At 59.2% G+C, this 22,444-nt stretch carries 23 protein-coding genes and 1 pseudogene; 12 read left to right on the top strand and 12 right to left on the bottom strand.

Annotation, left to right across the window (positions count from 1 at the left end; genetic code table 11):
* Positions 1-17: 17 nt before the first annotated feature.
* The gene (locus PQR27_RS11065) at positions 18-380 is read left to right on the top strand and encodes a translation initiation factor Sui1 (RefSeq protein ID WP_408523692.1); all 363 of its coding nucleotides are present in this window, start codon (positions 18-20) and stop codon (positions 378-380) included.
* Here the strand turns inward: PQR27_RS11065 and PQR27_RS11060 are convergent.
* The 3 genes from PQR27_RS11060 to PQR27_RS11050 all read right to left on the bottom strand — a co-directional run bounded on the left by PQR27_RS11060 (position 377) and on the right by PQR27_RS11050 (position 3,115).
* Entirely contained in the window at positions 377-832 is a 456-nt protein-coding gene (locus PQR27_RS11060; protein WP_408523691.1) for an alpha/beta fold hydrolase, read from the bottom strand. The two genes, PQR27_RS11065 and PQR27_RS11060, sit on opposite strands and share 4 nt — an antisense overlap.
* Positions 833-854: 22 nt before the next feature.
* Entirely contained in the window at positions 855-1,610 is a 756-nt protein-coding gene (locus PQR27_RS11055; protein WP_408523690.1) for a class II aldolase/adducin family protein, read from the bottom strand.
* 197 nt (positions 1,611-1,807) lie between these two features.
* Positions 1,808-3,115, bottom strand: coding sequence for an MFS transporter (locus PQR27_RS11050; protein ID WP_408523689.1), 1,308 nt, complete (start codon positions 3,113-3,115; stop codon positions 1,808-1,810).
* A 344-nt stretch (positions 3,116-3,459) separates the two neighbouring features.
* Here PQR27_RS11050 and PQR27_RS11045 point away from each other — a divergent pair, with 344 nt between their 5' ends.
* A complete protein-coding gene (locus PQR27_RS11045) occupies positions 3,460-4,626 on the top strand; it encodes an alpha-hydroxy-acid oxidizing protein (RefSeq protein ID WP_408523688.1) in 1,167 nt (388 codons plus the stop codon).
* Here PQR27_RS11045 and PQR27_RS11040 read toward each other — a convergent pair.
* Positions 4,603-4,794: pseudogene (locus PQR27_RS11040) on the bottom strand (alpha/beta hydrolase); the annotation flags it as partial. The gene PQR27_RS11045 and the pseudogene PQR27_RS11040 sit on opposite strands and share 24 nt — an antisense overlap.
* Positions 4,795-5,164: 370 nt before the next feature.
* Between PQR27_RS11040 and PQR27_RS11035 the strand changes: the two are divergent.
* From PQR27_RS11035 to PQR27_RS11025, 3 genes are all read left to right on the top strand, one after another.
* Positions 5,165-6,238 (top strand): alpha/beta fold hydrolase, encoded by a 1,074-nt coding sequence (locus tag PQR27_RS11035; protein ID WP_408525462.1) that lies wholly within the window; start codon positions 5,165-5,167, stop codon positions 6,236-6,238.
* Between the two features lie 240 nt (positions 6,239-6,478).
* Positions 6,479-7,447: a hypothetical protein gene (locus PQR27_RS11030; protein WP_408523687.1), complete on the top strand. Its 969-nt coding sequence runs from the start codon at positions 6,479-6,481 to the stop codon at positions 7,445-7,447.
* Positions 7,448-7,510: 63 nt separating this feature from the next.
* Complete coding sequence (locus tag PQR27_RS11025; RefSeq protein ID WP_408523686.1) at positions 7,511-7,657, top strand: DUF3563 family protein; 147 nt, start codon at positions 7,511-7,513, stop codon at positions 7,655-7,657.
* A 139-nt stretch (positions 7,658-7,796) separates the two neighbouring features.
* Here PQR27_RS11025 and PQR27_RS11020 read toward each other — a convergent pair whose 3' ends face one another.
* The gene (locus tag PQR27_RS11020; protein ID WP_408523685.1) at positions 7,797-8,459 is read right to left on the bottom strand and encodes a GntR family transcriptional regulator; all 663 of its coding nucleotides are present in this window, start codon (positions 8,457-8,459) and stop codon (positions 7,797-7,799) included.
* A 676-nt stretch (positions 8,460-9,135) separates the two neighbouring features.
* Between PQR27_RS11020 and PQR27_RS11015 the strand changes: the two genes are divergently transcribed.
* A complete protein-coding gene (locus PQR27_RS11015) occupies positions 9,136-9,855 on the top strand; it encodes a response regulator transcription factor (protein ID WP_408525461.1) in 720 nt (239 codons plus the stop codon).
* Positions 9,856-10,009: 154 nt separating this feature from the next.
* Here the strand turns inward: PQR27_RS11015 and PQR27_RS11010 are convergent, their stop codons facing one another.
* The 3 genes from PQR27_RS11010 to PQR27_RS11000 form a co-directional block, all read right to left on the bottom strand.
* Complete coding sequence (locus tag PQR27_RS11010) at positions 10,010-10,216, bottom strand: hypothetical protein (RefSeq protein ID WP_408523684.1); 207 nt, start codon at positions 10,214-10,216, stop codon at positions 10,010-10,012.
* A gap of 222 nt (positions 10,217-10,438) precedes the next feature.
* Entirely contained in the window at positions 10,439-10,891 is a 453-nt protein-coding gene (locus PQR27_RS11005) for a cupin domain-containing protein (RefSeq protein WP_408523683.1), read from the bottom strand.
* Between the two features lie 212 nt (positions 10,892-11,103).
* The gene (locus PQR27_RS11000; RefSeq protein ID WP_408523682.1) at positions 11,104-12,366 is read right to left on the bottom strand and encodes a phthiocerol/phthiodiolone dimycocerosyl transferase family protein; all 1,263 of its coding nucleotides are present in this window, start codon (positions 12,364-12,366) and stop codon (positions 11,104-11,106) included.
* Positions 12,367-12,696: 330 nt separating this feature from the next.
* Here PQR27_RS11000 and PQR27_RS10995 point away from each other — a divergent pair, with 330 nt between their 5' ends.
* The 6 genes from PQR27_RS10995 (at position 12,697) to PQR27_RS10970 (ending at position 18,621) form a co-directional block, all read left to right on the top strand.
* A complete protein-coding gene (locus PQR27_RS10995) occupies positions 12,697-13,851 on the top strand; it encodes an NHL repeat-containing protein (RefSeq protein ID WP_408523681.1) in 1,155 nt (384 codons plus the stop codon).
* A gap of 252 nt (positions 13,852-14,103) precedes the next feature.
* Entirely contained in the window at positions 14,104-15,063 is a 960-nt protein-coding gene (locus PQR27_RS10990; RefSeq protein WP_408523680.1) for an alpha/beta hydrolase, read from the top strand.
* Positions 15,064-15,219: 156 nt separating this feature from the next.
* A complete protein-coding gene (locus PQR27_RS10985; RefSeq protein WP_408523679.1) occupies positions 15,220-15,687 on the top strand; it encodes a cupin domain-containing protein in 468 nt (155 codons plus the stop codon).
* Between the two features lie 152 nt (positions 15,688-15,839).
* On the top strand, positions 15,840-16,592 hold the full coding sequence (locus PQR27_RS10980) for a hypothetical protein (protein ID WP_408523678.1): 753 nt from the start codon (positions 15,840-15,842) through the stop codon (positions 16,590-16,592).
* Between the two features lie 303 nt (positions 16,593-16,895).
* Positions 16,896-17,663 (top strand): hypothetical protein, encoded by a 768-nt coding sequence (locus PQR27_RS10975; RefSeq protein WP_408523677.1) that lies wholly within the window; start codon positions 16,896-16,898, stop codon positions 17,661-17,663.
* Between the two features lie 502 nt (positions 17,664-18,165).
* On the top strand, positions 18,166-18,621 hold the full coding sequence (locus PQR27_RS10970; RefSeq protein ID WP_408523676.1) for a universal stress protein: 456 nt from the start codon (positions 18,166-18,168) through the stop codon (positions 18,619-18,621).
* 42 nt (positions 18,622-18,663) lie between these two features.
* On the opposite strand, the gene PQR27_RS10965 is transcribed toward PQR27_RS10970, so the two are convergent.
* From PQR27_RS10965 to PQR27_RS10950, 4 genes are all read right to left on the bottom strand, one after another.
* Positions 18,664-19,494, bottom strand: coding sequence for an alpha/beta fold hydrolase (locus PQR27_RS10965; RefSeq protein ID WP_408523675.1), 831 nt, complete (start codon positions 19,492-19,494; stop codon positions 18,664-18,666).
* A 13-nt stretch (positions 19,495-19,507) separates the two neighbouring features.
* Positions 19,508-19,954 carry an ester cyclase gene (locus tag PQR27_RS10960; protein ID WP_408523674.1) on the bottom strand — a complete coding sequence of 149 codons (447 nt, stop codon included), beginning with the start codon at positions 19,952-19,954 and terminating at the stop codon, positions 19,508-19,510.
* Between the two features lie 209 nt (positions 19,955-20,163).
* Complete coding sequence (locus tag PQR27_RS10955; protein ID WP_408523673.1) at positions 20,164-21,363, bottom strand: serine hydrolase domain-containing protein; 1,200 nt, start codon at positions 21,361-21,363, stop codon at positions 20,164-20,166.
* The gene (locus tag PQR27_RS10950) at positions 21,356-22,423 is read right to left on the bottom strand and encodes an alkene reductase (RefSeq protein ID WP_408523672.1); all 1,068 of its coding nucleotides are present in this window, start codon (positions 22,421-22,423) and stop codon (positions 21,356-21,358) included. Before PQR27_RS10950 ends, PQR27_RS10955 begins: the two co-directional genes overlap by 8 nt.
* Between the last annotated feature and the right edge of the window lie 21 nt (positions 22,424-22,444).

Here is a 22,444-nt window from a genome sequence, read left to right as displayed (position 1 = left end):
CTTTGAGTAAGCCAATCATGAAGAGTAGTTCAAAAGGCGGCCTTGTCTATTCCACGGACGGCGGGCGGATGTGTCCCGAATGCAGGCAGGTACGCGCGCAATGTGTCTGCAAGGCGGTTGCCAGGACACTACCGGCCGGTGATGGCGTAGTGCGAGTGACTCGCGAGACCAAGGGCCGGGGCGGCAAGAGCGTGACGATCGTTAGAGGGTTGGCGCTCGATCCGCTTGCTCTCGCCTCGCTAGGCAAGCAGTTGCGCACGGCCTGCGGTTCGGGTGGGACGGTCAAGGATGGCGTGATTGAAGTGCAGGGCGACCATTGCGACCGGGTCGTCGAAGCACTCAAAAAGTTCGGCCACAGCGCGAAGCGGGCCGGGGGTTAAGCGCGTCGATGGGCGGCGGCGCGCCCCGGAGCGACGTCCATCTGGACGCCGGCGCAGACGCTGCGCAGTTTTGCTCGATCGGATCGTTCGATATCGCGCGCAACCAGCTCTTGCGCCACTGTGTCGCCGTAGTCGTGAGCCAGAATATGGAATTCGTCTACGCCAGGCAATGTGATGAACTCGTCGTAGACACCGGCCTGGTCCATGATCGAGTAGGTGTAATCACACGGCTTGTCCGAGTAGCCGAAACCGATCATGTCGAGCGTGAGCAACCTGTAGCGCCTGAGCAGATCCGGCCAAACGTCTTGCCAGTCCCACGAGGCCGTGGGAAAGCCGTGGATCAGGAGCAGAGCCGGCGCATCCTTCTTCCCCTCCTCGCGCCAGAAGATACGATGGCCACGGTGAGTGAAATACTTCCCGCTGGCTTTCCATGCGCCTGTGCTTTGTGTCATCTGTCGTTCTTCCGCCGCTATGCTACGAACGGTAACTGTCGTCGATACGGTCGAGTTTGCGGATCAGCGCCGGCCATACAAAGGACCCGCCAAGTCCGTCTGTCTGAGCGTCCTTGGCCGATGCCGCACCGGCCAGAATATCCTCTTCCACAAGCGTCAATTCCCCTCCCGCCTGCGCCGACAACTGAATCTGACAGGCCGTTTCGAAGAGGTACATATTGAGGAATGCGTCCGCAACGGTCTTTCCAACCGTCAGCAAACCGTGGTTCTTGAGCATCAGATAGTTGGCGCTGCCAAGGTCATCCTGCAAGCGCGGCTTTTCATCATCGCGAAGTGCTACGCCTTCGTAGTCGTGGTAACCGAGGGAATCAAGCACGAAAGTCGACTGCTGGGAAATCGGCAACACGCCATTCTTCTGCGCACTGACAGCTACGCCTGCACGGGTATGGGTGTGCAATACGCACTGCGCATCCTCGCGCGCGGAGTGAATCGCACTGTGGATCACAAAGCCGGCGCGGTTCACCACGAACTCCGAGTTCGACAACCGGTTGCCTTCGGTATCGACCATGATAAGAGACGAGGCGGTTATTTCTTCAAACAGGAGCCCGTACGGATTGATCAGGAATCGATGGTCGGCGCCAGGCATGCGCGCGCTGATATGGGTGAAGATGAGATCAGTCCAGCCGTGCAGCGCCACGAGCCGATAACATGCAGCGAGGTCGCAACGAAGTTGCCACTCATCTGCGCTAACCGTGTTTTTCAGCGATGGGATTCGCATGATGTCTCCTTGGAAAATATGGGGTTAATTTAGTGAAGAATCGGGTAAGCACAACGCGCGTGCACTAACCGTCAACTTGAAACAGAGTACAAAAGCGCATATCTTGAGACTGCAAGATATCTTCCGATTTGTGTTTTTTCTCGCGCGCCATGCTCTGTTGAAGTTCCAGGAGCACGACTGACGAAGGCGTTCGGCTGCTATTTACTGGATCCGGCTTTCATACGAAGCATGACAACGCTTGCGACTATCAGGATGCCTGAGCAGAAGTAGAGTCCAGCATCGAGGCTCCCCGTGGCTGTCTTTATCAGGCCGATTGCGTACGGACAGATGATTCCTGAAACAGCGCCAAGACTTGTAATGATTGCGATACCGACGGCCGCAGACTCTTTGCGAAGCACTGAAGTTGCGACCGCCCAGAAAACTGGAAACGAAGAGATCACCGCAGCCAGGGCGATGGACATGAGTGCGACAGACGTCCACAGCAATCCTCCCGTCCTGTTGCAGAGGGAAAGCGCTACTGCGCACAACAGCACGGCGAACGCGAAGTGCCACCGACGTTCCCGCGTCCTGTCAGAGTGGCGGCTGTACAGGATCATCGCCACAATGCCGCACCCATAGGGAATCAGTGAGATCATCCCGATTCGTTGCAGGCCGAAGGCTCCGGCCCGTTCGATCATCGACGGCATCCAGAAGCTCAGCGCATAAGCGGCGCAGCTCATGGCGAAATACAGCGCAGAGAGCTTGTAGACAGCCATATCGCGAAACGCTTCACGGTGCGAAGTGACTTCCGTAGAGACGCCACGCGATTGTGCCGCGAGATCTCGCGCAATCGCATCTTTCTCCGCTCCGGAGAGCCAACTGGCATTCGATGGCTGATCGTCCAACCACAGATATGAGGCGACGCCCAGAAAAATGGTTGGCAGGCCTTCCAGCAGAAACATCCATTGCCACCCGCGCAAGCCGTGAACGCCGTTCATGTTTTGCAGGATGTAACCTGAAACTGGACCAGAGATCAAGCCCGCCGCGACAGTGGCCGCCATGAACAAAGCAACAATGCGAGCGCGACGGTCATGCGGAAACCATAGAGTCAGGTAAAACAGGATACCGGGAAAGAAGCCCGCTTCGAAAACACCAAGGAAGAACCTCGCCACATAGAATTCAAGCGGACTCGTAACGAACATGGTGCACATCGAGACGGCGCCCCAGCACAACATGATGCGAAGCATTGTTTTACGTGCTCCGATCCTCTTCAGGAACAGGTTGCTGGGCACCTCAAAGAGCACATATCCAACGAAAAACATGCTCGCGCCCAAGCCATATATGGCATCCGAAAAATGGAGATCGGATCTCATCTGCAACTGGGCAAAGCCGATGTTGATGCGATCGAGGTAGGCGAGCAGATAACAAAAAAAGAGCAAGGGAACGACTCTGCGCGTGACCTTCTGGTACATCCTTTCCGTATCTGTCGCGGAGCGTGTGCTCGGTAGTGCGGCAATATCTGACATGGTGGTATCCGTCGCTAAATGTGGAGACGTGCACAGCGGGCACGCAGTACTGCGGTCAGGCAGAGCCACCGCTACGTCGGACAAGGAAGGGCTTGTCCTGTTTCCGTAAGGCCAGAGTAAAGGCCGCGTCGCGTCGCAACTGCAAGAAAAGTTGCAATCGCGGGTTTGTCCGGTGACGCTGCCAGGGAGTCGGAAAGCGGTCACGCGCCGCACTGCGCCATTCGACTTGTCGGATTTCCGACAGATTTTGCGCGCGACTCGCGACATCATCCATGCACGCCTCCGGCCACGCGACGTTTCATCGCACTGGCCAGAGAACCACCTCCCACGTGTGCAGGCTGACGATGAATCAATTCGGTGACTACCAGAACGAAATCTACTTCGACGGTTTGCGGGGCATCAAGCCAAGCCTGCCGGTCGATTTCAAACGGCTTGAAGAACGCGCGAGCGCGGCTTTGCCGCAGTCAGTCCTGAGCTATGTGCAACGCGGCTGTGGCGACGAGTTCACCCAGCGCCGCAATGTCGAAGCGTTCTCGGATTGGGGACTCGTGCCGAGAATGCTCGTCGATACACGTGTGCGGGACCTTTCCGTCGATGTTTTCGGAAAGCGCTACGCGTCCCCTCTGATGTTGTGTCCGATCGGCGTGATCGGGGTGTGCGCGCAGGACGGCCGCGGCGATATCGCCACCGCGAGGGCGGCGGCAGCGGCGCGTGTGCCGATGATCGCGTCCACGCTGATGAATGACTCGCTCGAAACCGTGGCCGAAGCGTTGGGTGAGGGCGATGCCTTCTTTCAGCTCTACACGCCGAAGGACCGCGATCTTGCTCAGAGCTTCGTGCGCCGTGCCGAGGCGGCCGGTTACAAGGGCATCGTCGTGACGTTGGACACGTGGCTTACCGGCTGGCGTCCACGGGACCTCAACGACAGCAACTTTCCGCAGTTGCGCGGCGTCGCGCTCGCCAACTATTTTTCTGATCCGCTTTTCCGCGCGAAGCTTGCTGTTCCGCCGGAAGAAGATATTGCCGCGGCCGTGCGGTACTGGGCGTCCATCTTCGGAATGACGGTGACATGGGATGACCTGGCGTGGCTGCGCTCCATCACCACGCTGCCGTTGATCGTGAAGGGCATCCAGCATCCCGACGATGCGAAGCGCGCGATCGACCTCGGCGTCGATGCCATTTACTGCTCCAATCATGGCGGCCGGCAGGCCAATGGCGGTCTCGCCTCGATCGATCTCCTGCCCGCGCTCGTCGCCGCGTGTGGAGATGTTCCCGTCTGGTTCGATTCGGGCATCCGCTCCGGAACCGACGTGGTCAAAGCGCTGGCCATGGGTGCCAGCATGGTCGGGGTCGGCAGGCCGTATGCGTATGGTCTGGCGCTTGGCGGCACGGCTGGTGTCGTCCACGTGATCCGGTCTATCCTCGCGGAGGCCGATCTGCTGATGGCCGTCGACGGGTTCCCTGATCTCGCGGCACTGCGAGCCGCCGGCCTGCGACGGACGCGTGCCTAGCGAGGCGAGTGCATTGAGCAAACCGAAATCGTGGATCGTGCCGTTGTAGCGGGTTGTCGTGACTTCGTCGCCCGCTGCGTCGAGCTTGCGTCCGTATGCTTTGCCTTCGTCACGCAGCACGTCGAATTGCGCAACCTGGATCAGCGCGGGCGGCAGGCCCTTCAGTTCTTATTCCGAAGCGCGCTCGTTCATTCATCGCTATGACGCGCCGTTATCGGCATCGACGCGTGTGCTGATTCAAATGATGCGTGACCATCTCGCGCGGACTCAAAGACGCTATGCGCACCTCGATTCAGACACGCATCCGGCCGAAAGACCCCGTGACAATACACGCGGGATCCCCTGATGTTGGCGCGGGATGGGCCCGCTTTCATTTGTCTCGCGGGGGTCCACACAATTCCTGGCCGTTTTGGTTGGATCGGTCTATGCTCATTTCAGAGCAAGGTATTTGTAAAAATCAGACGATAACCCAGACTGTTGGCGCCTTTGCTTTCTTCGTTTAACTTTTCATTGACTGCCGGATGCCATGCCAGCCTCGATGCCGTCTCTCAAGCAGGAGATACGCCTTTGCACCGGCAGTGACGGGGTACGTATTGCGTACGCGACATGCGGAAGCGGCCCGCCGATCGTCAAGGCCGCGAATTGGCTCAGTCACCTCGAATTCGATTTGAAGAGTCCCGTATGGAGTCATCTGATCGCAGAATTGTGCCAGCGGAACAGATTGATCCGTTATGACCAGCGCGGCTGCGGACTGTCCGACCGCGATCCCGGCGAGATTTCGTTCGAGGCCTGGCGGCGCGATCTCGAGACCGTCATCGACGCAAGTGGCGTACAGCGCTTTCCATTGCTCGGTATCTCGCAGGGGGCTTCAATTGCGATAGCGTACGCGGTGGCGCAGCCCGAGCGAGTCAGTCACCTGATTCTCTATGGCGGATATGCGCGCGGCAGGCTTAAGCGGCGGCCGGATGCGCGGTTACACGAAGAAGCCGAAACGCTCGTCAAGCTGGCAGAACTTGGCTGGGGTCAGGAGAACCCCGCGTTTCGCCAGTTCTTTACGACGCAGTTCATTCCGGGCGGTAGCCCGGAACAGCATCACTGGTTCAACGAACTGGAGCGCCTGACGACGACACCGCGCAACGCGGCACGCATCATGCGCGTGTTCAACGAAATCGACGTGGTCGATCTGCTTCCGCTGGTTCAATGTCCGACGCTCGTGCTTCATGCAAGTGGCGATGCCCGCGTGCCGTTCGAGGAAGGCCGCCTGCTCGCCGGTCTCATTCCAGGCGCGCGTTTCGTTCCGCTCGATAGCGAAAACCACCTGCTGCTCGAATCGGAACCGGCATGGTTGCGCTGGCGCGACGAGTTGCGCACGTTCCTGCCGATGACGCAGTCCGTTGATCCGGCGTTCGCGATATTGACACCGCGCGAGCGCGACATCGTCGGCCTGATCGCGGGCGGTCGCGATAACGCGCAAATTGCAGCGTGTCTCGGCTTGAGCGAGAAGACCGTGCGCAATCACATCACAAGCATCTTCTCGAAACTCGAAGTCGAGAATCGCGCGCAGGCGATCGTGCTGGCCCGCAAGGCCGGATTCGACGCGCCAACCGTCTGACGGCTGCCTGGCGCTGCCTGACGAGTGCAAGCAGGACACCTGTCCCAACTGAACACACCTATCTGCTCATGTCCCGATGATGATTTGGGACTGCCGCCTCATGCCCGCGAGCCGACCGATCCGGAGAATGCTTTCTCGAACGGCGACGCAGCGAATCCTCTCGTGCCGCTCGATACAGTTGCCGCCTCGCGCACTTCAACGCAAATGCCTCCGCTATCGGGAGGCCTCTGGAGACTTAGCATGAGTGATGTCCACAACGAAATCCCGTCCGCACGTTACGCCAAATGCATCGAAGTGTCTCGTCGTATCCGCTGGGATATTGACCGCGATGTGATTCGCGATCGCCAGTTCGATCCCACGCACAAGTTTCTGCCGGACGGGCTTGCGCAAGTCGACCGCCTGTCGTTCCTGACCCCTGCGCAACGCCTGCTGATGTCTCAGGTACAGGGGCGCACATACGCCAACATGTTCCGGCTCGTCGAGCGCTTTGTCGGCGCGAAGATGCTCGAAGTCGGTCGCGATCATGCACTGGGCGATCAGACGGCGCTGGAAGCGGTCGTGCGTTTCACGGACGAAGAGTTGAAGCATCAAGAACTGTTCCGCCGCATCGAACTGCTGGCTGCGAACAGCATGCCTGCCGGTTATCGCTTCATGCCAGAGGCCGATGAAGTCGCGTCGTTCGTGCTTGGTCAATCCACCTGGTCTGTGCTGGCACTGACTTGCTGCATCGAGATTGTCACGCAGGTGCATTACAGGGAGAGCATGGAACAGGACTCAAACCTCTCGCCGCTCTTCAAGGACGTGTTCCTCTTCCACTGGAAAGAGGAGTCGCAGCACGCGATCATCGACGAACTCGAATGGGAGCGCGAGGACGCGCACCTGAACGACGCTGAACGCGACGCAGCAATTGACGATCTGATCGAACTGGTGAGCGCCGTGGACGGACTGCTGCAAATGCAGGCCGCGGCAGACGCCGAATACTTTCTTGTGCACGCTGGCGCCACGATGACTGCTGGCGAACGGCATGCGGTCAGTGCGGCATTACTCGACGCATATCGCTGGCAATACATTGTGTCAGGCGTCACGCAGCCACGGTTTTCGAAGCTGCTGGCGGGAATGATTACGCCCGCACAAGCGGAGCATATCGGCAACGCGCTGGCGCCGATCATGCAGCGGCAGTCCGATAACGACGTGTATGTGGCGGCCTGATCAGACACGGGTAGCCGACACATCGCGCCTCAGTGCGCTTAAACCATCTTCAGGAACTTCATCATGATTATATTAATTTTCTACCTCCTCAATGCATGGCTCGACGCGATCGAATACGCGCGGCGGGAGGCCTGGCTCGCAGACGCCAAGGATCTCTGCGAGGTCGAACGCCGCATGCGGACGCTCGAAAACGGAGATTCATATCGATAATTTCTAAGCACGGGGTCAAGAGAACGAGGCACGCTGAGCGTTGAAAAAATAACGGTAGCGTGTCCTGGGTTCGGCGTTCGATGGAGGGTCCACAACACCGGCTCGCGAATTGGGCCGGTGGTCGTCGGACCCGCCTGGATCAGGAATATTGAGCAAGCGCGGCCTCGAAAAGCGGCTTCCACGAAAGGATGTGCCGGCTGATCAGATCGCTCGCCTCTTTATCTTTCCCCTGGTCAGCCAGATCCACCATTTGATAATGCTCTTTTACCGACTGCTTCTGGCGTAGACGACCCTCGGGAGAATCGATCCCATAGAGCCGCATATCGTCGCGCAATTGCATCACCGTTCTTGTCAGGAAGGGATTGCCAACCTGTCCGACGAGCGCTTCGTGAAAAGCCCGATCGGTCGTGACGTATTTTGGCAGGTTCTCCGCTGCAACTGCGTCTGACACCTTATCAGCAAGCGCAATCAGCGAGTCGCGGTCTTTGACGCCCTGACGCGCGAGCGTCTCGAGCGCGAAGCGTTCGAGCAACTCCCGCATGGTGAAGAGGCTATCCAGTGCTGACAGAGTCAGCAGTTCAACGCGGAAGCCGCGATTGCGCATTGCGACCAGCAGGCCGCTGCGGGTGAGTTCCAGCAACGCTTCGCGAACCGGGGTGGTCGAGACACCAAGCTCGGTGGCAAGTCCCGGTACTGAATAAACGGCGCCCGGTGGCGTGCGTCCAGATACGATATCCGCGCGCACATGGGCGACGACCTGCTCACGCAAGTTGCCTGCGCCGACATCTTGCAGGTGTTCCATTTCGCTCCTCGCTTTGATCAATGCCATTGAGGCGTATAGGCCGACAGAGTAGTGGGTACCGACGCCGCTGCCATGGGCATGGCCGCCACGCGCTGACCTTTGCGCGCTCTCGCGATAGCTTCGTCAGGTAACGCGCTACTCAAACTACGAATAATTCTAAACTGTTTTGGGGCCGCCGACACGGTTTGCACCAGTATCGGTCGGCTTAAATGTGGAAGCGCTTCCTTAATTGATGTTCCACTGGATTGCTCCGGGGAGTGCTCAGCCGAAGACGTCTTATCGACCACTGGTCTAAGCGCTGAAACGCCCTACAGTATGGGTATTCAACGTTTTACAAGCTCCTCGAACAGGCCGCCAATGGGCGGCAGACAACCGTTCGCCGATTTCAAGGGTTTACCCTTATTGTCACCGAGAAATTCGAGATTAGAATTCACTCACTTCGAAGTAACGCGCTACTTGTTCTACGAAGTTTTTGACGGCAGATTTTCATCGTTCTACAACGAGAGACCCAAAACAAAAAGCGCATCACTCACGACAAATCGGTAAGGTACTCGTAATAATTCCAGCCGTCTGATGGCTCTTCCAATACGTTGTTCATAAGAGAACGGGGAGCTCACTACACCAATAGCGTTCCGTCGATAGTCACAGGACGCTTGCGGCATTTCATGAGGGAATGATGCGAGTACTACTGGTTGAAGATGATGTACATTTCGGTCAAAGCCTGTTTTGCGCATTGAAGGGCGCGGATTACACCGTCGACTGGGTACGTGATGGCAAGGCCGGCAAAGACGCGATCGGCAATGCTTATTACGCAGTTGCGTTACTCAATCTGGGCCTGCCGGGTATTTGCGGCATAGATTTGCTGAAAGCATCGCGGGCTGCCGGAAACAGCGTCCCTGTATTGCTTCTCTCTGCCCATGACGATCCCGAAACGCGCGCGCGTGGTCTCGACACGGGTGCCGACGATTTCGTACTCAAGCCATTCGATGTCCGCGAACTGCTGGCCCGCATTCGCGCTGTGCTCCGGCGGACGGCGGGCTATCCCACTTCGCGAATCGGCGACGATTTGATCAGCCTCGACCTCGATAAACGCACGTTCTTTTATAACGGCGTGGAGTCGCCGCTCTCGGCGCGGGAATTCGCGCTGATGCATGCATTTCTGGAACGGCGTGGCACTGTCCTGTCCCGAAGCCAACTCGAAGAGCGCCTGTATGGTTGGGGCAAAGAAGTGGAAAGCAATGCAATCGATGTGGTGATCCATGCGATGCGAAAGAAGTATGGACAATCGTTGATCCGCAATGTCCGCGGTGTAGGCTGGACGGTGATGCCAAGGGAAGCTTCACACGGCGCGCCGGGCCTCACGTTGGCAAGCCGCAAGGGCCTGGCAACGCATTGATCTGCAACGAAGCGCCCGCGATCCGGCGGCAACCCTCTCGTAGGACATACGCAAAGTGGGTCGCCAGCCTGGTCGGCCAATGGGATTTCCGATCTGGTTGCGTTCGGCGACCGTGGTCGGAACGCCGCCACGGTCACCGTGCTGCGAAGGGATTTTATTGTTGCACTGAGCCACGCACGAAACTCCTGTACGGTGTTTCGCCTGCCGGCCTGTGAAAGAAAACCCGAGTAAGCAAAGACATATTGGTGTGGAAAGCGGTTGGGCACTCCTGTTTCAATTTTTGAACCACCTCATCGATACTGTCGACGCCGCCATCGGCGGCGGTGATCAAATCGGCTTGCTGCAATGCGTTGAGTTTCATATGAGCTCCTGAAGTTTGCGAGTTGTTTCAGATTGTCATAGAGCGCATCGTTTCCGACATGCTCGTGCCACATGGCGTGCGCGGCACGAGCCGTGTCGAGACAGATAGCGATGGCGCACATATGGCACAGAGCAATTGTGAATCGTGAAAATTAGCGGGAAGTGAGCAGGGGGCGACCCGGCGTTGCGCCGGGCGTCAGTCTCTGCGTTGCGCTCGGCGCAATCAGAGCGGTGAAGGCATCACGCTCGGCCAGTCAGGCAAGGTATCAAGATCCGGCCGCATCGTGACGCTTTCCTGTTCGTTGGGATCGCTTCGGGCGATTACCGCGACGCAAGGCTCATCCGCGCTCGCGTTGTACGGAATATGCGGCATCCCAGCGGGAATGTAGAAGAAATCACCGGCCCGGACCACCGCATGGTGCTCCAATCGTTCGCCATACCAGCACCCCGAGATGCCGCTCAGCTGATAGATGGCGGTTTCATGCTGCGCATGGAGATGCGCTTTGGCACGGGCACCCGGCGCAATTGTGGCAAGCTGAAGATGCATATGCCTCGATCCCACGCTCTCAGCCGAGATACCGACAGCATAGGTCAGCCCTTGCTTCCCCTCGAACTGTGAGCCAGCCTGCACCAGTTGACAGGTGAGGGAGCCCGGCTTGTGTGCGCTAGTGTTCATCGCTTCTCCAGACAATGAGCGCCGACGTCGGCGAAATGGCGAGTATATGACCGCAGAATACACCCGCTCACGGTTCGAAAACGGTCATACGTTGGGGGCCATTTACCGTGTGCCGCGCTGATCGCATATGTTGCTGGTACCGATCGCTGGCGGTTCGTTGTCTGGGGAAAAAAGGCCGATCTTGTTACTGCAGTCCGCGGGCGGCGCGGCCCTTACCGGCAAGCGGAATCTAATCTCTCCACAACACGCTCCGAAATTGCCCGCATGATGGCGGGGTCGATCAATTCTTCCGCGTACACGGTGTTGGCTACCAGCGCTCCGTCGAAAATCGCTACCGAAACGTTGGGGAAATTCTTTAACCCACACGCGTAATCAAAGCCGGTCACTTTCAGCTGTTGTGTCGGCCAACGAAAATTGATTGCCTGCATGTCGGAGACATTGAGTGCAACAGGCGGTTGTTGTGTACCGCCAAACAGTTTCGGGTAGTTCAGGTAAGTATGAAACACGGAACCGTTGGCCACACCTTCGTGGATATCGTCGAAAATGAGTTTCGCGATGTCAAAGAGCGGTCGGTCCAGATCGGGGATCCGCGTGACGTGTCCTGTGATGGCTGTGAAGACAAGTTCCGCTGAAATGTGCGGTTCGAGCCGGCGGCGCATATCCATGCTCGATCGCATGAGAATCTGCCGTGGATGCTCCGTCGCCACGTCGCCAATCGCGAGGGCAAACGCGGCGAGGAGAAGCGCGTGCACGGAGGAACCGTGGGCATGGGCCGCGGCGTGGACTCGATGCATGTCGTCCGCCTTGATCACTGTCCGCTCAAGGCGTCTTCTCTGGGGGCCATCATCGCACCGCGCCCGCAGCGGGATCTTCGCAAATGCTCCGGAATACGAAGTGGGGTCGCCGATGCGGTCTTCTGGAAGCGAAGCGAGGCTTTGAGTCACCGCCGCATCGAGTGGGGTAGGGAAGGGCTGCGTCTCCAACGCCGGGACCTGGCCGCGCACGATGCAATCGCATAGGTAAGCAAGACTTGCATGCAGTTCGACCAGCGATGTCGCGTCTGTCACTGCATGGGTGCTTAGCATGAAGACGTCGAGCGCATCTTCACCGGCAATGACGTGGATACTGTAGATCATCCGCCGCGTATCCAACCCGGCATTCAGCAACTTCGCATATAAGGCATCGGCGGACCAGGTATCGGCAAACAACCAGGATTCAACCGCCGGCGAGTCATCTGTCCGCTCGACGAATTGCCCATCCTCAACGACCGAACGAAGAATGCCGTAGCGAGCCTCCAGACACGCGACGGCCGCGTCAAATTGCTCTCTGTTGACTGCTCCGGAGATACTGCTCCGGCTCACCACATTCGTTTGCGTCTGGATGTAAATCATCTCTGTCGGCGAGGCGCGGCGATATATTCGTCTCGCGGCGCGCATCCGGCTTTGAGAAGCAAGTTCGCAATCAAGGCTCTGCATGGTCGGATCCTGACAACGGATGAAATGACGGTATCGTAGAGAGTCAGAATTAGCCGAACGTTAACTGAGCATTAGCCGGCAAGGGCCGCACGACCTGCGACGCGACATTGGGGAACACACATTAAAGCGAGCAGGGCGCTCGCATAGCTCACCGTCTCTCGCGTCAGTTTCACTACCACCGTGTTCCCGCTGGTACTCCTCTAATTCTCTCCTCATTCTTCGTTCCTATGATGCGGTTCGTCGACACCGTGCCTGCCTCACGCGGAAGGGCTGTTTTGCCTTTCATAACGGCGACATCAGTCTTAACATTTTAATAAACGATTCCTGACGATGATCCCATACACGCATTCCAGTTCTACTTCCCACGCGAGTTCCTTTCGCCGGCGCGCACGTCACGCATCCGCATTGCTGATCGCTGGTTTTACGGCTGTCGCGCTGACGGCCTGCGGCGGCGGTGGCAGCGGCAGTAGCAGCCCGAATCCGCCACCCCCACCGCCGCCAACTTCGAGCATCAGCATTTTTGCCGGCAACCCGGCCGTGACAGGCGCGCTGGACGGCCCCGCCGCTTCGGCGCAATTCAACGTGCCGACCGGGGTCGCTGCCGATGCGGCCGGCAATCTCTACGTTGCCGACTTCGAGAACTACACCATCCGCAAGATAAGTGCGGGCACGGTATCGACCTTTGCCGGCTCTGCGAACACGTCCGGTTCGGCTGATGGTACCGGCTCGGCTGCATCGTTCTCCGGCCCGTCCAATATCGCCATCTCGCAGGTGGGCAACCTGTATGTCACCGACCAGGGCAGCGAGGCTGTCACAGTGCGAAAGATCACGCCAGCCGGACAGGTGACGACGCTCGTCAATCCGCTCACGGGTGAGGCGCTCCAAACGGATGGCAGTACGGTCGTCGCCACTGACGCAGCCTCGAACCTCTATCTCTTCACGACGCAAGCGAGTACCGGTGCCAGCCTGCTGACGGAGGTCACCCCCGCGGGCGCCGTTATTCCGATTACGCTCACTACACTCACCGGTGCTCCGGTCGGCCTGATCAATCCATCCGGACTGGCGGTGGACAGCGCAAACAACGTGTATATCGCCGACGACAATAACCAGAGCGGTGCGGGCGTGCTGTACAAGGTCGCCGTCAACGGCTCGACCGGGCAGGTCAGCACGCTGGCTGGCTCGATCACCATTGCTGGTTTCTCCGACGGCCCGGGCAACGCCGCGACTTTCGATGGCCTGTCGGCGCTCGTGGTGGATCCAGCGGGCAACATCTATGGCAACGACTTCAATAACGGCACCATCCGCGAAATCTCGCCGGCCGGTGTGGTGAGCACGTTTGCGGGTACGCCCGAACAATACGGTCTGACGCTCGGTCCGCTGCCCGGGACACTTCCCTCCATTGATCAGCTTGCGTGGTTCGGCCAATCGCTGTACACCGCGGACACGGACGACAGTGTCATTCTGAAACTGAGCCCCGCGCCCTGACGTCCGCCGGCGGCGTCATCTCAATCGCCGCCAGCAAATCCGGCGTTCTGATGCATCTTCGCAGAACGCGCATGGGCTGCGTCCGGCGCCTGATCCTGCCGCCAGTTCGCAGCGAATTTGACCGGCTCATTGTGCGTAGTTAATCTTTGGTTGCGATGAATTGCAGGCGTACCGTTGAATCCGCAAGGAAATCTCATGAGCACAATCGGAAAGAGTACTGGCGCGACTCCAGACCTCGGCGCGCCACTGCATGTGAGTGACATCGGCAGCTTTCACGTCGGCGGCCATATGGTGTCGCTAACCGGGATGGCCCCACGGCTGCGTGTCAGCACAGCCCAGGGCGCAGTTCATCCCATCGATCCCAACGGAGAGATGATCGTTGGCCAGATGTACGTGCAGTATGTGAAACTCGCGGCGCCGCGCAGCCGGCATCCTCTCCTGCTCTGGCACGGCGGAGGAATGAGTGGCGTCAATTGGGAAACGACACCAGATGGGCGCCCGGGATGGCAGATGTTTTTCCTTCGCGCGGGCTTCGACGTATTCGTGTCCGACGCGGTCGAACGAGGCCGGGCGTCGTGGGCGCCTTATCCCGACGTCTACCCGGAGGCGCCGTATTTCCGCACGGCGCGCGAAGCCTGGGAAGAAACCTTCCGCTTCGGTCCGGCCGAGTCCTGGCATGCCGATCCTGCACAACGTCATTCTCACGACAGGATCCGCTTTCCCGTGGCGCGAATGGAAGCGTTCATGAACCAGTTTGTGCCACGCTGGGGCGGCAACGATACGCTCACCCAGCATGCCTACGACGCACTCATCGCTGGCCTCGACAGCAGCATCGTGCTGACCCACAGTCAAGGAGGGAATTTCGGGCTCAACGCCGCATTGCATGCGCCCGATCGTATCAAGGCTGTGATCTCGCTCGAGCCGTCTGGCGCACCCGACCCGGAACAGTGTGACCCCATAGTCTTGCGCGGCACGCCGCATCTGTTCCTTTGGGGGGACTTTCTGGAGCAACACCCTTTCTGGGTCAAGTCCGTGCCCAATGTGCGGCGATGGTATGAGGCGCTGGCCGCGGCCGGTGTGGACGTGCAATGGATCGATCTGCCTGCACGCGGGATCGCTGGAAACAGCCACGCATTGATGGCCGACAACAACAGCGACCTGATCGCCGGCATAGTGCTCGACTGGATGCGAGAAAAGAAACTCGTCGGCTGAAGCCGCCACGACATCATTCTGTGCTAATTCGGCACCCTTACGATACACACAAGTGATGGCTGCCGAGCGGCGTTCGATTGCATGCCATTACGTCACCAAATACCGATCGCGAGCACGGCTTGATGCCCGCGGTGCTCTCATTTGAGGAGTAGCGTCATGCAGCCGAATTTCGACCACTCAGGCACAGTGGACAGTACGATTGCCATACCCGCCATCGGCGTCAACATTCAGGTGCGCATTGCCCCGACGGCGACCGGGAATAAGGCAACGCTCATCGAAACCACGGACGAGCCCGGATACGGGCCGCCACAGCACCGGCACGAACGGGAAACCGAAATCTTCCATGTACTGTCCGGTCGATACCTGTTCGAAGTGGACGGCAAGCGCATCGTCGTGGGTGCGGGAGAAACCCTGACTGCTCATGCGGGTACCACCCACCGTTTCACCAGCATCGACGACCAGGCGTCACGCATGCTGGTATTGATCACGCCCGGATTCGACGCGACGGCTTTTTTTACCGAGCTGCGTAGTGTGATGGCGAATGGTGCACCCGAACCCGATGCATTGCGGGACTTCGGTACGAAATGGGATATCGAGTTTCTCGGTCCCCCGTTGACGGCGTAACATGTCGGTTGCGCAGAAACCTCTGCGCCGACCGCTTTGCTTCCGGAGGCGCTCGTCGAGACTGAAGTGATTCAAATGACGGCATCGGGTCGACGAGAGTACGCATTCGCTGGCGTGGCGTCGGCAACGCTCCACAACTGACCTTCCAGCAAATGCGCATCTTCGGAATCAGCCTTTACGTCATCATCGCCCTGTTCTTTGCAGTGCATGCCATGCGCAACCAGCAGAACATGTACTGGCTGCTGATCCTGTTTCTTTTCCCGGGCCTTGGAAGCGCGGTCTACTTCTTTGTCATTTACTTGCCCTCCCTGCGCCAGTCGCGTGGGGCAAGGACGGCAACGAGGGCTATCTCGCAGTTTGTCGACCCCAACCGGGCGGTGCGCGAGGCACGCACGGATTTCGATCGCGCGCCGACCGTCGCGCATCGCATGCGGTTGGCGGCAGCGCTGCTCGAGGCAGGCAATGCCGCCGAAGCCCTGGAGCATTACCAGGCGGCGGCCAGCGGGCCGTTCTCATCCGATCCGGCTTTACTCCAGGGACTGGCGCGTGCGCAATTTGCCAACGGCAATGCTTCTGCCACGCAGGACGCGCTGGAGAAACTGTTTGCCGCCCATCCTCTCACCCGCCGCCAGCCGGAGCCTGCCTTGCTGTATGCACGGGCCCTGGAGGCGATTGGCGCGCCAGGCACACGCGCCGCGTTCGAGATTGCGCTCGCGAGCGCAAGCGACGCTGCACCGCGCTGCCTGTACGCCGATTGGCTAGCGGTGCAGCCCGACGAGCCAGACCGCCAGCGTGCGCGCGAACTGTACGCTGAGATTGTGGAGGATGGCAGGCATTGGCCACGCCACGCCCGCGAACATAACAGCGAGTGGCTGCAACGGGCCCAGGCCGCCCTCAGCCGATAGTCCACGGGCGCCCGCTGCAGAGCGGCCGACCTTTGGCTGCGCGGTCAGTCTGAGCTGAAACCCGCCGAACGCCCCATTGATCCTGACGGATTCGAAACGACCAGTTCATTCGGTCTGCGCGTAAGCCGCTGTTCGTGAGCGATTGCGCAAACGTTTTGCGCAAACGTTTCGCTGGACGAGCCGCCATGCCGCGTTTTTCCGCACTAAAGTTTTCCGACAATGTTCCGTTATCTAAATGTCGGTTCGCCGCAAAAGAATGGCGACCTGTGCTCACTCTGAAGACCAGGAAAACGAAAACCTCTCATGAAACTGCTCTCGAAGCTCATGCTGCTGACCCTGCCCGTACTCGCCGCCTGTGGCGGCGGTGGCGATGGCAAGACCTGCACGACCGACCTCGGCACGCTGACCAAGTCGTGCGTCGCCAACCCCTCACACGCATTGCCCGAAGGACTCTGGTACGGCTCGGTGAATTCGGGGCAGTCGTTCGCAGCGCAAACCATCGTCCTCGAAACAGGACAGTATTTCAGCATCTACACAAAGGACGGCTCGTTCGTCTGGTTGATCGAGGGCATCATGACGGCGACCGACGGCGTGTTCAGCGATCCGGCGACGGTCGGCTTCCATTCCTTGGGCGCGATTCGCGCCGGAACGCTGAACGGCAACTTCACAAACAAGACTGCGCTCGCCGCGACGACGAGCCTCTTCGTCAGTCCCGATACGACAGCCACGAGCTTTAACGGCAACTACAACGCCACGTACGACACGCCGCTTGCTCTCAGCAGCGTCGCGCGCACGTGGAGCAGCAGCCCGGGCGTCACGCCGGTCTCCACGATCACGTTCGCTGCGGACGGCACGGCAACGGGCACGCAGAACGCCTGCGCGTTTACCGGCAGCTTCAAGCCGCGTTCGACCGGCAAGCACCTGCTCGACGGCACGCTGAACTTCGTGGGCCCTTTGTGTGCTCTCAACACCGTGTCGATGTCCGTCGAAGCAACCGTCGTGAACGGCCTGCTCACGGTCGTCGGCGTGACGCCGCAACGGGACCAGGCGTTCTATTTGTCGGCTCAATAAACGCTGGTTTTATGGAGCGATGATTGGCGCAATGTCTGCGTTTCGCCATTTCGTGTGCGGTACAGCCCGTCGTCCTGCTTGTGAAGGAACTCTCGACGGGCTGAAGTTTCTCACTGCCGCGGTATTGCAGCACAACACATCGCGCTCCATTCAACTGCCGACACGCACCCAATTCTCTCAATCGTTTACTTGACAGAGCACTTGCACATTCTGCAATGTAGATATTGCGTTTTCGCCAGATAGCACGCGCCTTTTATGGAGTTCGTGGGCCGGGAGAGTGAGCGTTGCGTGCTGGGCAAAACGTGGCGTGACGCGCCTGGCGGGCAGCCGCAAGAATGGTTATGCCTGTCGCGGAGCTGCGCCGCGGGAAGACCCGCATCGTGCAAGCGTTCTACCGTTGGCTGAACCAGTTCGAGGATCCCGGCAACGACTGGCCCGACACGCGTCCTGGCGACCATGACAGCCCGCGTGTCAATCCGATCCTGGAAGGGTGTCTCCAACCATGTTCAATATCCTGCTCGTTCCGCTGGATGGCTCATCCCAGAGTGTTCACGTCGTCGACCTGGCCAGCCGCGTGGCAGCGCCGGGTACGGCAACCATACACCTTCTATGCGCTGTCGACCCGTCCTACGCGTTGCCTCCCGGTTGCGAAAGCGGTGTCGCGCCCGATGGCCTGATCTATCCGCCAGCACATGTGCAGACATCTTTCGCGCAATCCGTCCTGGCTGCGGGCGCCGCACAGCTTGCCGGCCGGAATCTCACGGTGGAGCAGCACTTCTGCGCGGGAAATCTGGCCGACGTCGTCATCGAACAAGCCCAACTGCTGACTGCGGAGGTCATTGTGATGGGACATCACCATTTGTCACGCATACGCCGCTGGGCCAACCCGTCGACCTGCGGCGAAGTCATTGAACGGTCGCGCTGTGCGGTACTGATCGAAACCCGGGACAAGCGCTAACGGGCTAAGCGCACCGGCCATCCGGCCGCGGATGGCCTGGATTTAGCGGATTATTTCCTGAAGGAACGCGAGAAGATCCCGGTTCACCTCATTGCGGTCCGTGATGCCGATAGCGTGACCGCTCCCCGCATATTCGATGTAGCGGGCTGCCGGAATCATGCGCGCCGCGACATGCGCGGTGATCTCGGGCGGGACGTTGACATCGGCACTGCCGTGCATGATGAGGGTGGGCACCGTTATCGCGCTCATGTCCGGGCGGAAGTCCGTATCCGACCAGGCACGCGCGCAGGCTAAGGTTGCCCGCAGCGACGCCTGGCTCGCCACAATCAGATACCAGTCGAGCACACCGCGCGACACCGCCCGATCGGGCGAACTGCCGTTGAAAAAGCCTTCACGAAAGTCCGAGAGAAAGCCAACGCGATCGGTCTCGAGCGCCTTGATCAAGCCGTCGAAAACCGACTGGTCGATGCCGCCAGGATAGTCGTCTTTCTTCTTCAGCAAAGGTGTCACCGCTGACATCAAAACGGCCTGGGCCACCCGCGCGGTGCCATGCCTCGACAGATACCGCGCGACCTCGCCGCCGCCCATTGAAAATCCAGCTAGCGTCGCATCATGAAGGTCGAGATGCGTCATTAGCGCGTGGAGATCGTCGGTGAGCGTATCGTAGTCGTATCCCGACCAGGGTTGATCGGAGCGGCCAAATCCCCGACGGTCGTACGTAATCACGCGGAAACCGTTCGCGGCGAGAAAAGTGGATTGCGGCTCCCAGAAGTCTGCGTTAAGCGGCCAGCCGTGTATCAATACGACCGGTCTGCCCGTGCCCCAATCGTTGTAGAACAGCGATACGTCATCCGCTGTTTTGAAAAATGGCATGATGGGTGCTCCGTTATTGGCGCGCGACCGCGAACGGGTCATTCACGTCCGATACGCCTTGCAGATCGCGGAACATTTCGAAGGCCGAGCGCTCAACCCAGTTGCGTACGAAGCGTCCTTGCGGGCCGACATGCCAGATTGCATTGCCAGTGAATTCGATCGGGCGTTGATCGGCGGGGAAACCCATCATGCCATTGTTCAGGCCGCTAATCCGGAAGCGCGCGGACACACACTTGCCGTCCGCGGACTGGAACGTATGGACAATGTCGAATTTGAGCTCGCCAATCTGCGCCTGTAATTCCCGGACCCAGTGCTTGAATGCCTCGCGGCCGACGATCTCTCGCCCGCCAGTTGTGAGAACAAACTCCTCGGCGACAAACTTGTCGACTGCGTCGACGTTATTGGGTGTCTGCCAGACTTCTTTCCAGAAAGTCTCCATGAGTTCGACAGAATTTTGCATAACCATCTCCATTATTCGATGACGACGCCGTGCCGGTGTCGGTTTTTAGATAAAGACGAAAAGTGTAATTTGCGAAGGGAAAAAGAGCATTCGCATCCAGTAAACTGTATTTCTCGTTCAGGTAAAAGGTTGCGGTGAATGTTTTTCGCTGCTGGATTTCTCGACAGATCGACGATTGCATGCATCGGGACGGGCTCGCTGACCATGCATCAGTTTCGGTATCGTTCAGTCGATAGTGACCCGCGGTAAGCCTCGACCAGTTGCCGCAAGTCGGCATCGCGATTGTGGTCACCGGGGGGCGCAAACTGCGGCTCCGGATGAGCGGCAAGGTTGACCACGATGAGATTCTCGGCACGGTTGATATAGATGCGCTGGCCGCAATGACCCATGGCGATCATCGAACGGTCATCGGTCAGCCACCAGCTGTATCCATAGCCCGTCACGCGAAGAGCGTTGTGACCCTGGTGCATTTCTTCGGGCAGTTCGAACGCGCGGCGCTGGGCCTCGTCGACCCAGCCGTGCGGCAGGATTCGCCGCTCGCCGACGATGCCATCGTTCATGACGAACAGTGCGAAGCGGCCGATATCGCGCAGTGTCATTCCTGCGCGGCTGCCGCCGATTTCCTGGCCTTCGTCCGACTCGAGGGTATAAAAGGCGTCGAATTCCATCCCGCATGGCTTCCAGATCTTCTCCGACATATAGCTGGCGAGGGTTTGTCTGGTTGCCGCTGAGACGAGGGCGCCCAGCAGGTACGTATCACCCGTGTTGTAGTTCCAGACAGTCCCAGGCGCGTGCGCGCGGCGAAGCCCCTTCATCAGCTGCAATACCCCGCCTGGCACCTTGTTGGCGAGCGAACGGCTGTAGTGATTTACATGCGAATGAGGATCCGGATAAACCTCGACCCATTCAACGCCAGACGACATGGTGAGCAGATGGCGGACGGTTACGTGCTCATAACATGAGCCTTCGAGCATGCCTATGTAATCGGCGACCCTGTCGTCCAGGCTTTCGACGGCTCCGTCCTGTAGCGCGGCGCCGACGAGCATCGCGGTCATCGACTTCACTGTCGACATGGTGCTCCAGCGGTCGCCCGGTGCCAGACCAAGGCCGTACCGCTCGAGAATGACGTGTCCGTCCTTGATGACGAGAAGCCCGACGACGTTATTGCGATCCATATAGTCGCCGACGGAGTATCGCTGCCCGTCCACCTCGTAGTTGGGCTCCACTTCGGGTGCACGCGGCAGGTCAATGATCTTTTTCCCACGTTCAATGGTGCGGGTCGCAAACAATTGATCGACGATGCGATAACCATACGACTGAAGGCACGGCGGCCACATCAGGAAATGCTCGGGATTCGGTAGATGCACCTTCGGCTGGGCGAGGGGACGCTGCGCCTGGTCGTTAAACATAGTCATTGAGCAACGGGTAGTCGTTGTAGCCGCTTTCGTCGTCTGCGTAGATGGTTTCCGGATTGACCGCATTGAGCGGCGCATCGCGTCGAAAGCGCGTCACCAGATCGGGGTTGGCGATAAAAGGACGCCCAAACGCCGCCGCGTCCGCCTCGCCGCGTTCGATAGCCCGTTCCGCGCTCTCCCTCGTCAGCCCTTCGTTGAGAATGTAGGCCCCTTTGAAGATACGCCGCAGGTCACGGCCGATGCGATCGTCGCCGCGTTCCAGCGCCTCGCGCGCAAAGATGAAAGCGATGTTGCGCGCGTTCAGTTGCTCGACGACATACGTGAACAGGGCACGTGGATTCGAGTCGCGCATCGAGTGTGAACTCGACATCAGGTTCAGATGCACGCCAACCCGGCCCGCGGGCCAAACCGTAAGCAACGCATCGACTGCCTCCAGCATGAAGCGCGCGCGGTTCTCGATCGAGCCGCCGTAAGGGTCGGTTCGCTGATTCGATCCGTCATGCAGGAACTGATCGAACAGGTAGCCATTTGCCGCGTGAAGCTCGACGCCATCGAAGCCAGCGCGTTTTGCGTTGGCGGCGCCGACCCGGAAACTCTCGACGATGCCGGGAATTTCCTCGGTCTCCAGCGCCCGCGGTACGGTGTACGGACGCTGAGGCCGCACGCGGTTAACGTGGCCTTCCGGCGCAATGGCGCTGGGGGCGACCGGAAGCTGGCCGTCATGGTAGACCGGGTCGGAAACTCGCCCGACGTGCCACAACTGGGAGACGATCAGGCCACCCGCCTCGTGTACCGCCGAAGTCACCTCTTTCCAGCCGGCAATCTGCTTCTCGGTCCAGATGCCCGGCGTGTTGGGATAGCCAATGCCCTGCGGCGTGACCGAAGTGGCTTCGGTAATAACGAGTCCTGCGCTCGCACGCAGCGCGTAGTGCCGCGCGTTGAGCGCACCAGGGCTGCGCCCGGCGAACGCGCGCATGCGCGTGAGCGGCGCCATGACAATGCGGTTCGACAGCTTCAGCGCGCCAATCTGGATAGGGTCGAAGAGTGTGGACATCTGCCGGCCTCTCATTTCGGT

Source organism: Paraburkholderia fungorum (genome assembly GCF_046027215.1).
In the GTDB taxonomy this organism is placed as follows: domain Bacteria; phylum Pseudomonadota; class Gammaproteobacteria; order Burkholderiales; family Burkholderiaceae; genus Paraburkholderia; species Paraburkholderia fungorum_D.
The sequence above is the reverse complement of the archived record's forward strand: the minus strand, read 5'-3'. Positions and strand labels throughout refer to the sequence as shown.

Bases quoted from the DNA above. Each gene is read 5' to 3' on its own strand.
- PQR27_RS10970 (WP_408523676.1), top strand. From the start codon at position 18,166: ATGTTCAATATCCTGCTCGTTCCGCTGGATGGCTCATCCCAGAGTGTT.
- PQR27_RS11010 (WP_408523684.1), bottom strand. From the start codon at position 10,216: ATGAAACTCAACGCATTGCAGCAAGCCGATTTGATCACCGCCGCCGAT.
- PQR27_RS11000 (WP_408523682.1), bottom strand. From the start codon at position 12,366: ATGCAGAGCCTTGATTGCGAACTTGCTTCTCAAAGCCGGATGCGCGCC.
- PQR27_RS10965 (WP_408523675.1), bottom strand. From the start codon at position 19,494: ATGCCATTTTTCAAAACAGCGGATGACGTATCGCTGTTCTACAACGAT.
- PQR27_RS10975 (WP_408523677.1), top strand. From the start codon at position 16,896: ATGAAACTGCTCTCGAAGCTCATGCTGCTGACCCTGCCCGTACTCGCC.
- PQR27_RS11060 (WP_408523691.1), bottom strand. From the start codon at position 832: ATGACACAAAGCACAGGCGCATGGAAAGCCAGCGGGAAGTATTTCACT.
- PQR27_RS10985 (WP_408523679.1), top strand. From the start codon at position 15,220: ATGCAGCCGAATTTCGACCACTCAGGCACAGTGGACAGTACGATTGCC.
- PQR27_RS11020 (WP_408523685.1), bottom strand. From the start codon at position 8,459: ATGGAACACCTGCAAGATGTCGGCGCAGGCAACTTGCGTGAGCAGGTC.
- PQR27_RS10980 (WP_408523678.1), top strand. From the start codon at position 15,840: ATGCGCATCTTCGGAATCAGCCTTTACGTCATCATCGCCCTGTTCTTT.
- PQR27_RS11055 (WP_408523690.1), bottom strand. From the start codon at position 1,610: ATGCGAATCCCATCGCTGAAAAACACGGTTAGCGCAGATGAGTGGCAA.
- PQR27_RS10995 (WP_408523681.1), top strand. From the start codon at position 12,697: ATGATCCCATACACGCATTCCAGTTCTACTTCCCACGCGAGTTCCTTT.
- PQR27_RS10960 (WP_408523674.1), bottom strand. From the start codon at position 19,954: ATGCAAAATTCTGTCGAACTCATGGAGACTTTCTGGAAAGAAGTCTGG.
- PQR27_RS11015 (WP_408525461.1), top strand. From the start codon at position 9,136: ATGCGAGTACTACTGGTTGAAGATGATGTACATTTCGGTCAAAGCCTG.
- PQR27_RS10950 (WP_408523672.1), bottom strand. From the start codon at position 22,423: ATGTCCACACTCTTCGACCCTATCCAGATTGGCGCGCTGAAGCTGTCG.
- PQR27_RS11035 (WP_408525462.1), top strand. From the start codon at position 5,165: ATGCCGTCTCTCAAGCAGGAGATACGCCTTTGCACCGGCAGTGACGGG.
- PQR27_RS11065 (WP_408523692.1), top strand. From the start codon at position 18: ATGAAGAGTAGTTCAAAAGGCGGCCTTGTCTATTCCACGGACGGCGGG.
- PQR27_RS11050 (WP_408523689.1), bottom strand. From the start codon at position 3,115: ATGTCAGATATTGCCGCACTACCGAGCACACGCTCCGCGACAGATACG.
- PQR27_RS10955 (WP_408523673.1), bottom strand. From the start codon at position 21,363: ATGTTTAACGACCAGGCGCAGCGTCCCCTCGCCCAGCCGAAGGTGCAT.
- PQR27_RS11025 (WP_408523686.1), top strand. From the start codon at position 7,511: ATGATTATATTAATTTTCTACCTCCTCAATGCATGGCTCGACGCGATC.
- PQR27_RS11045 (WP_408523688.1), top strand. From the start codon at position 3,460: ATGAATCAATTCGGTGACTACCAGAACGAAATCTACTTCGACGGTTTG.
- PQR27_RS11030 (WP_408523687.1), top strand. From the start codon at position 6,479: ATGAGTGATGTCCACAACGAAATCCCGTCCGCACGTTACGCCAAATGC.
- PQR27_RS11005 (WP_408523683.1), bottom strand. From the start codon at position 10,891: ATGAACACTAGCGCACACAAGCCGGGCTCCCTCACCTGTCAACTGGTG.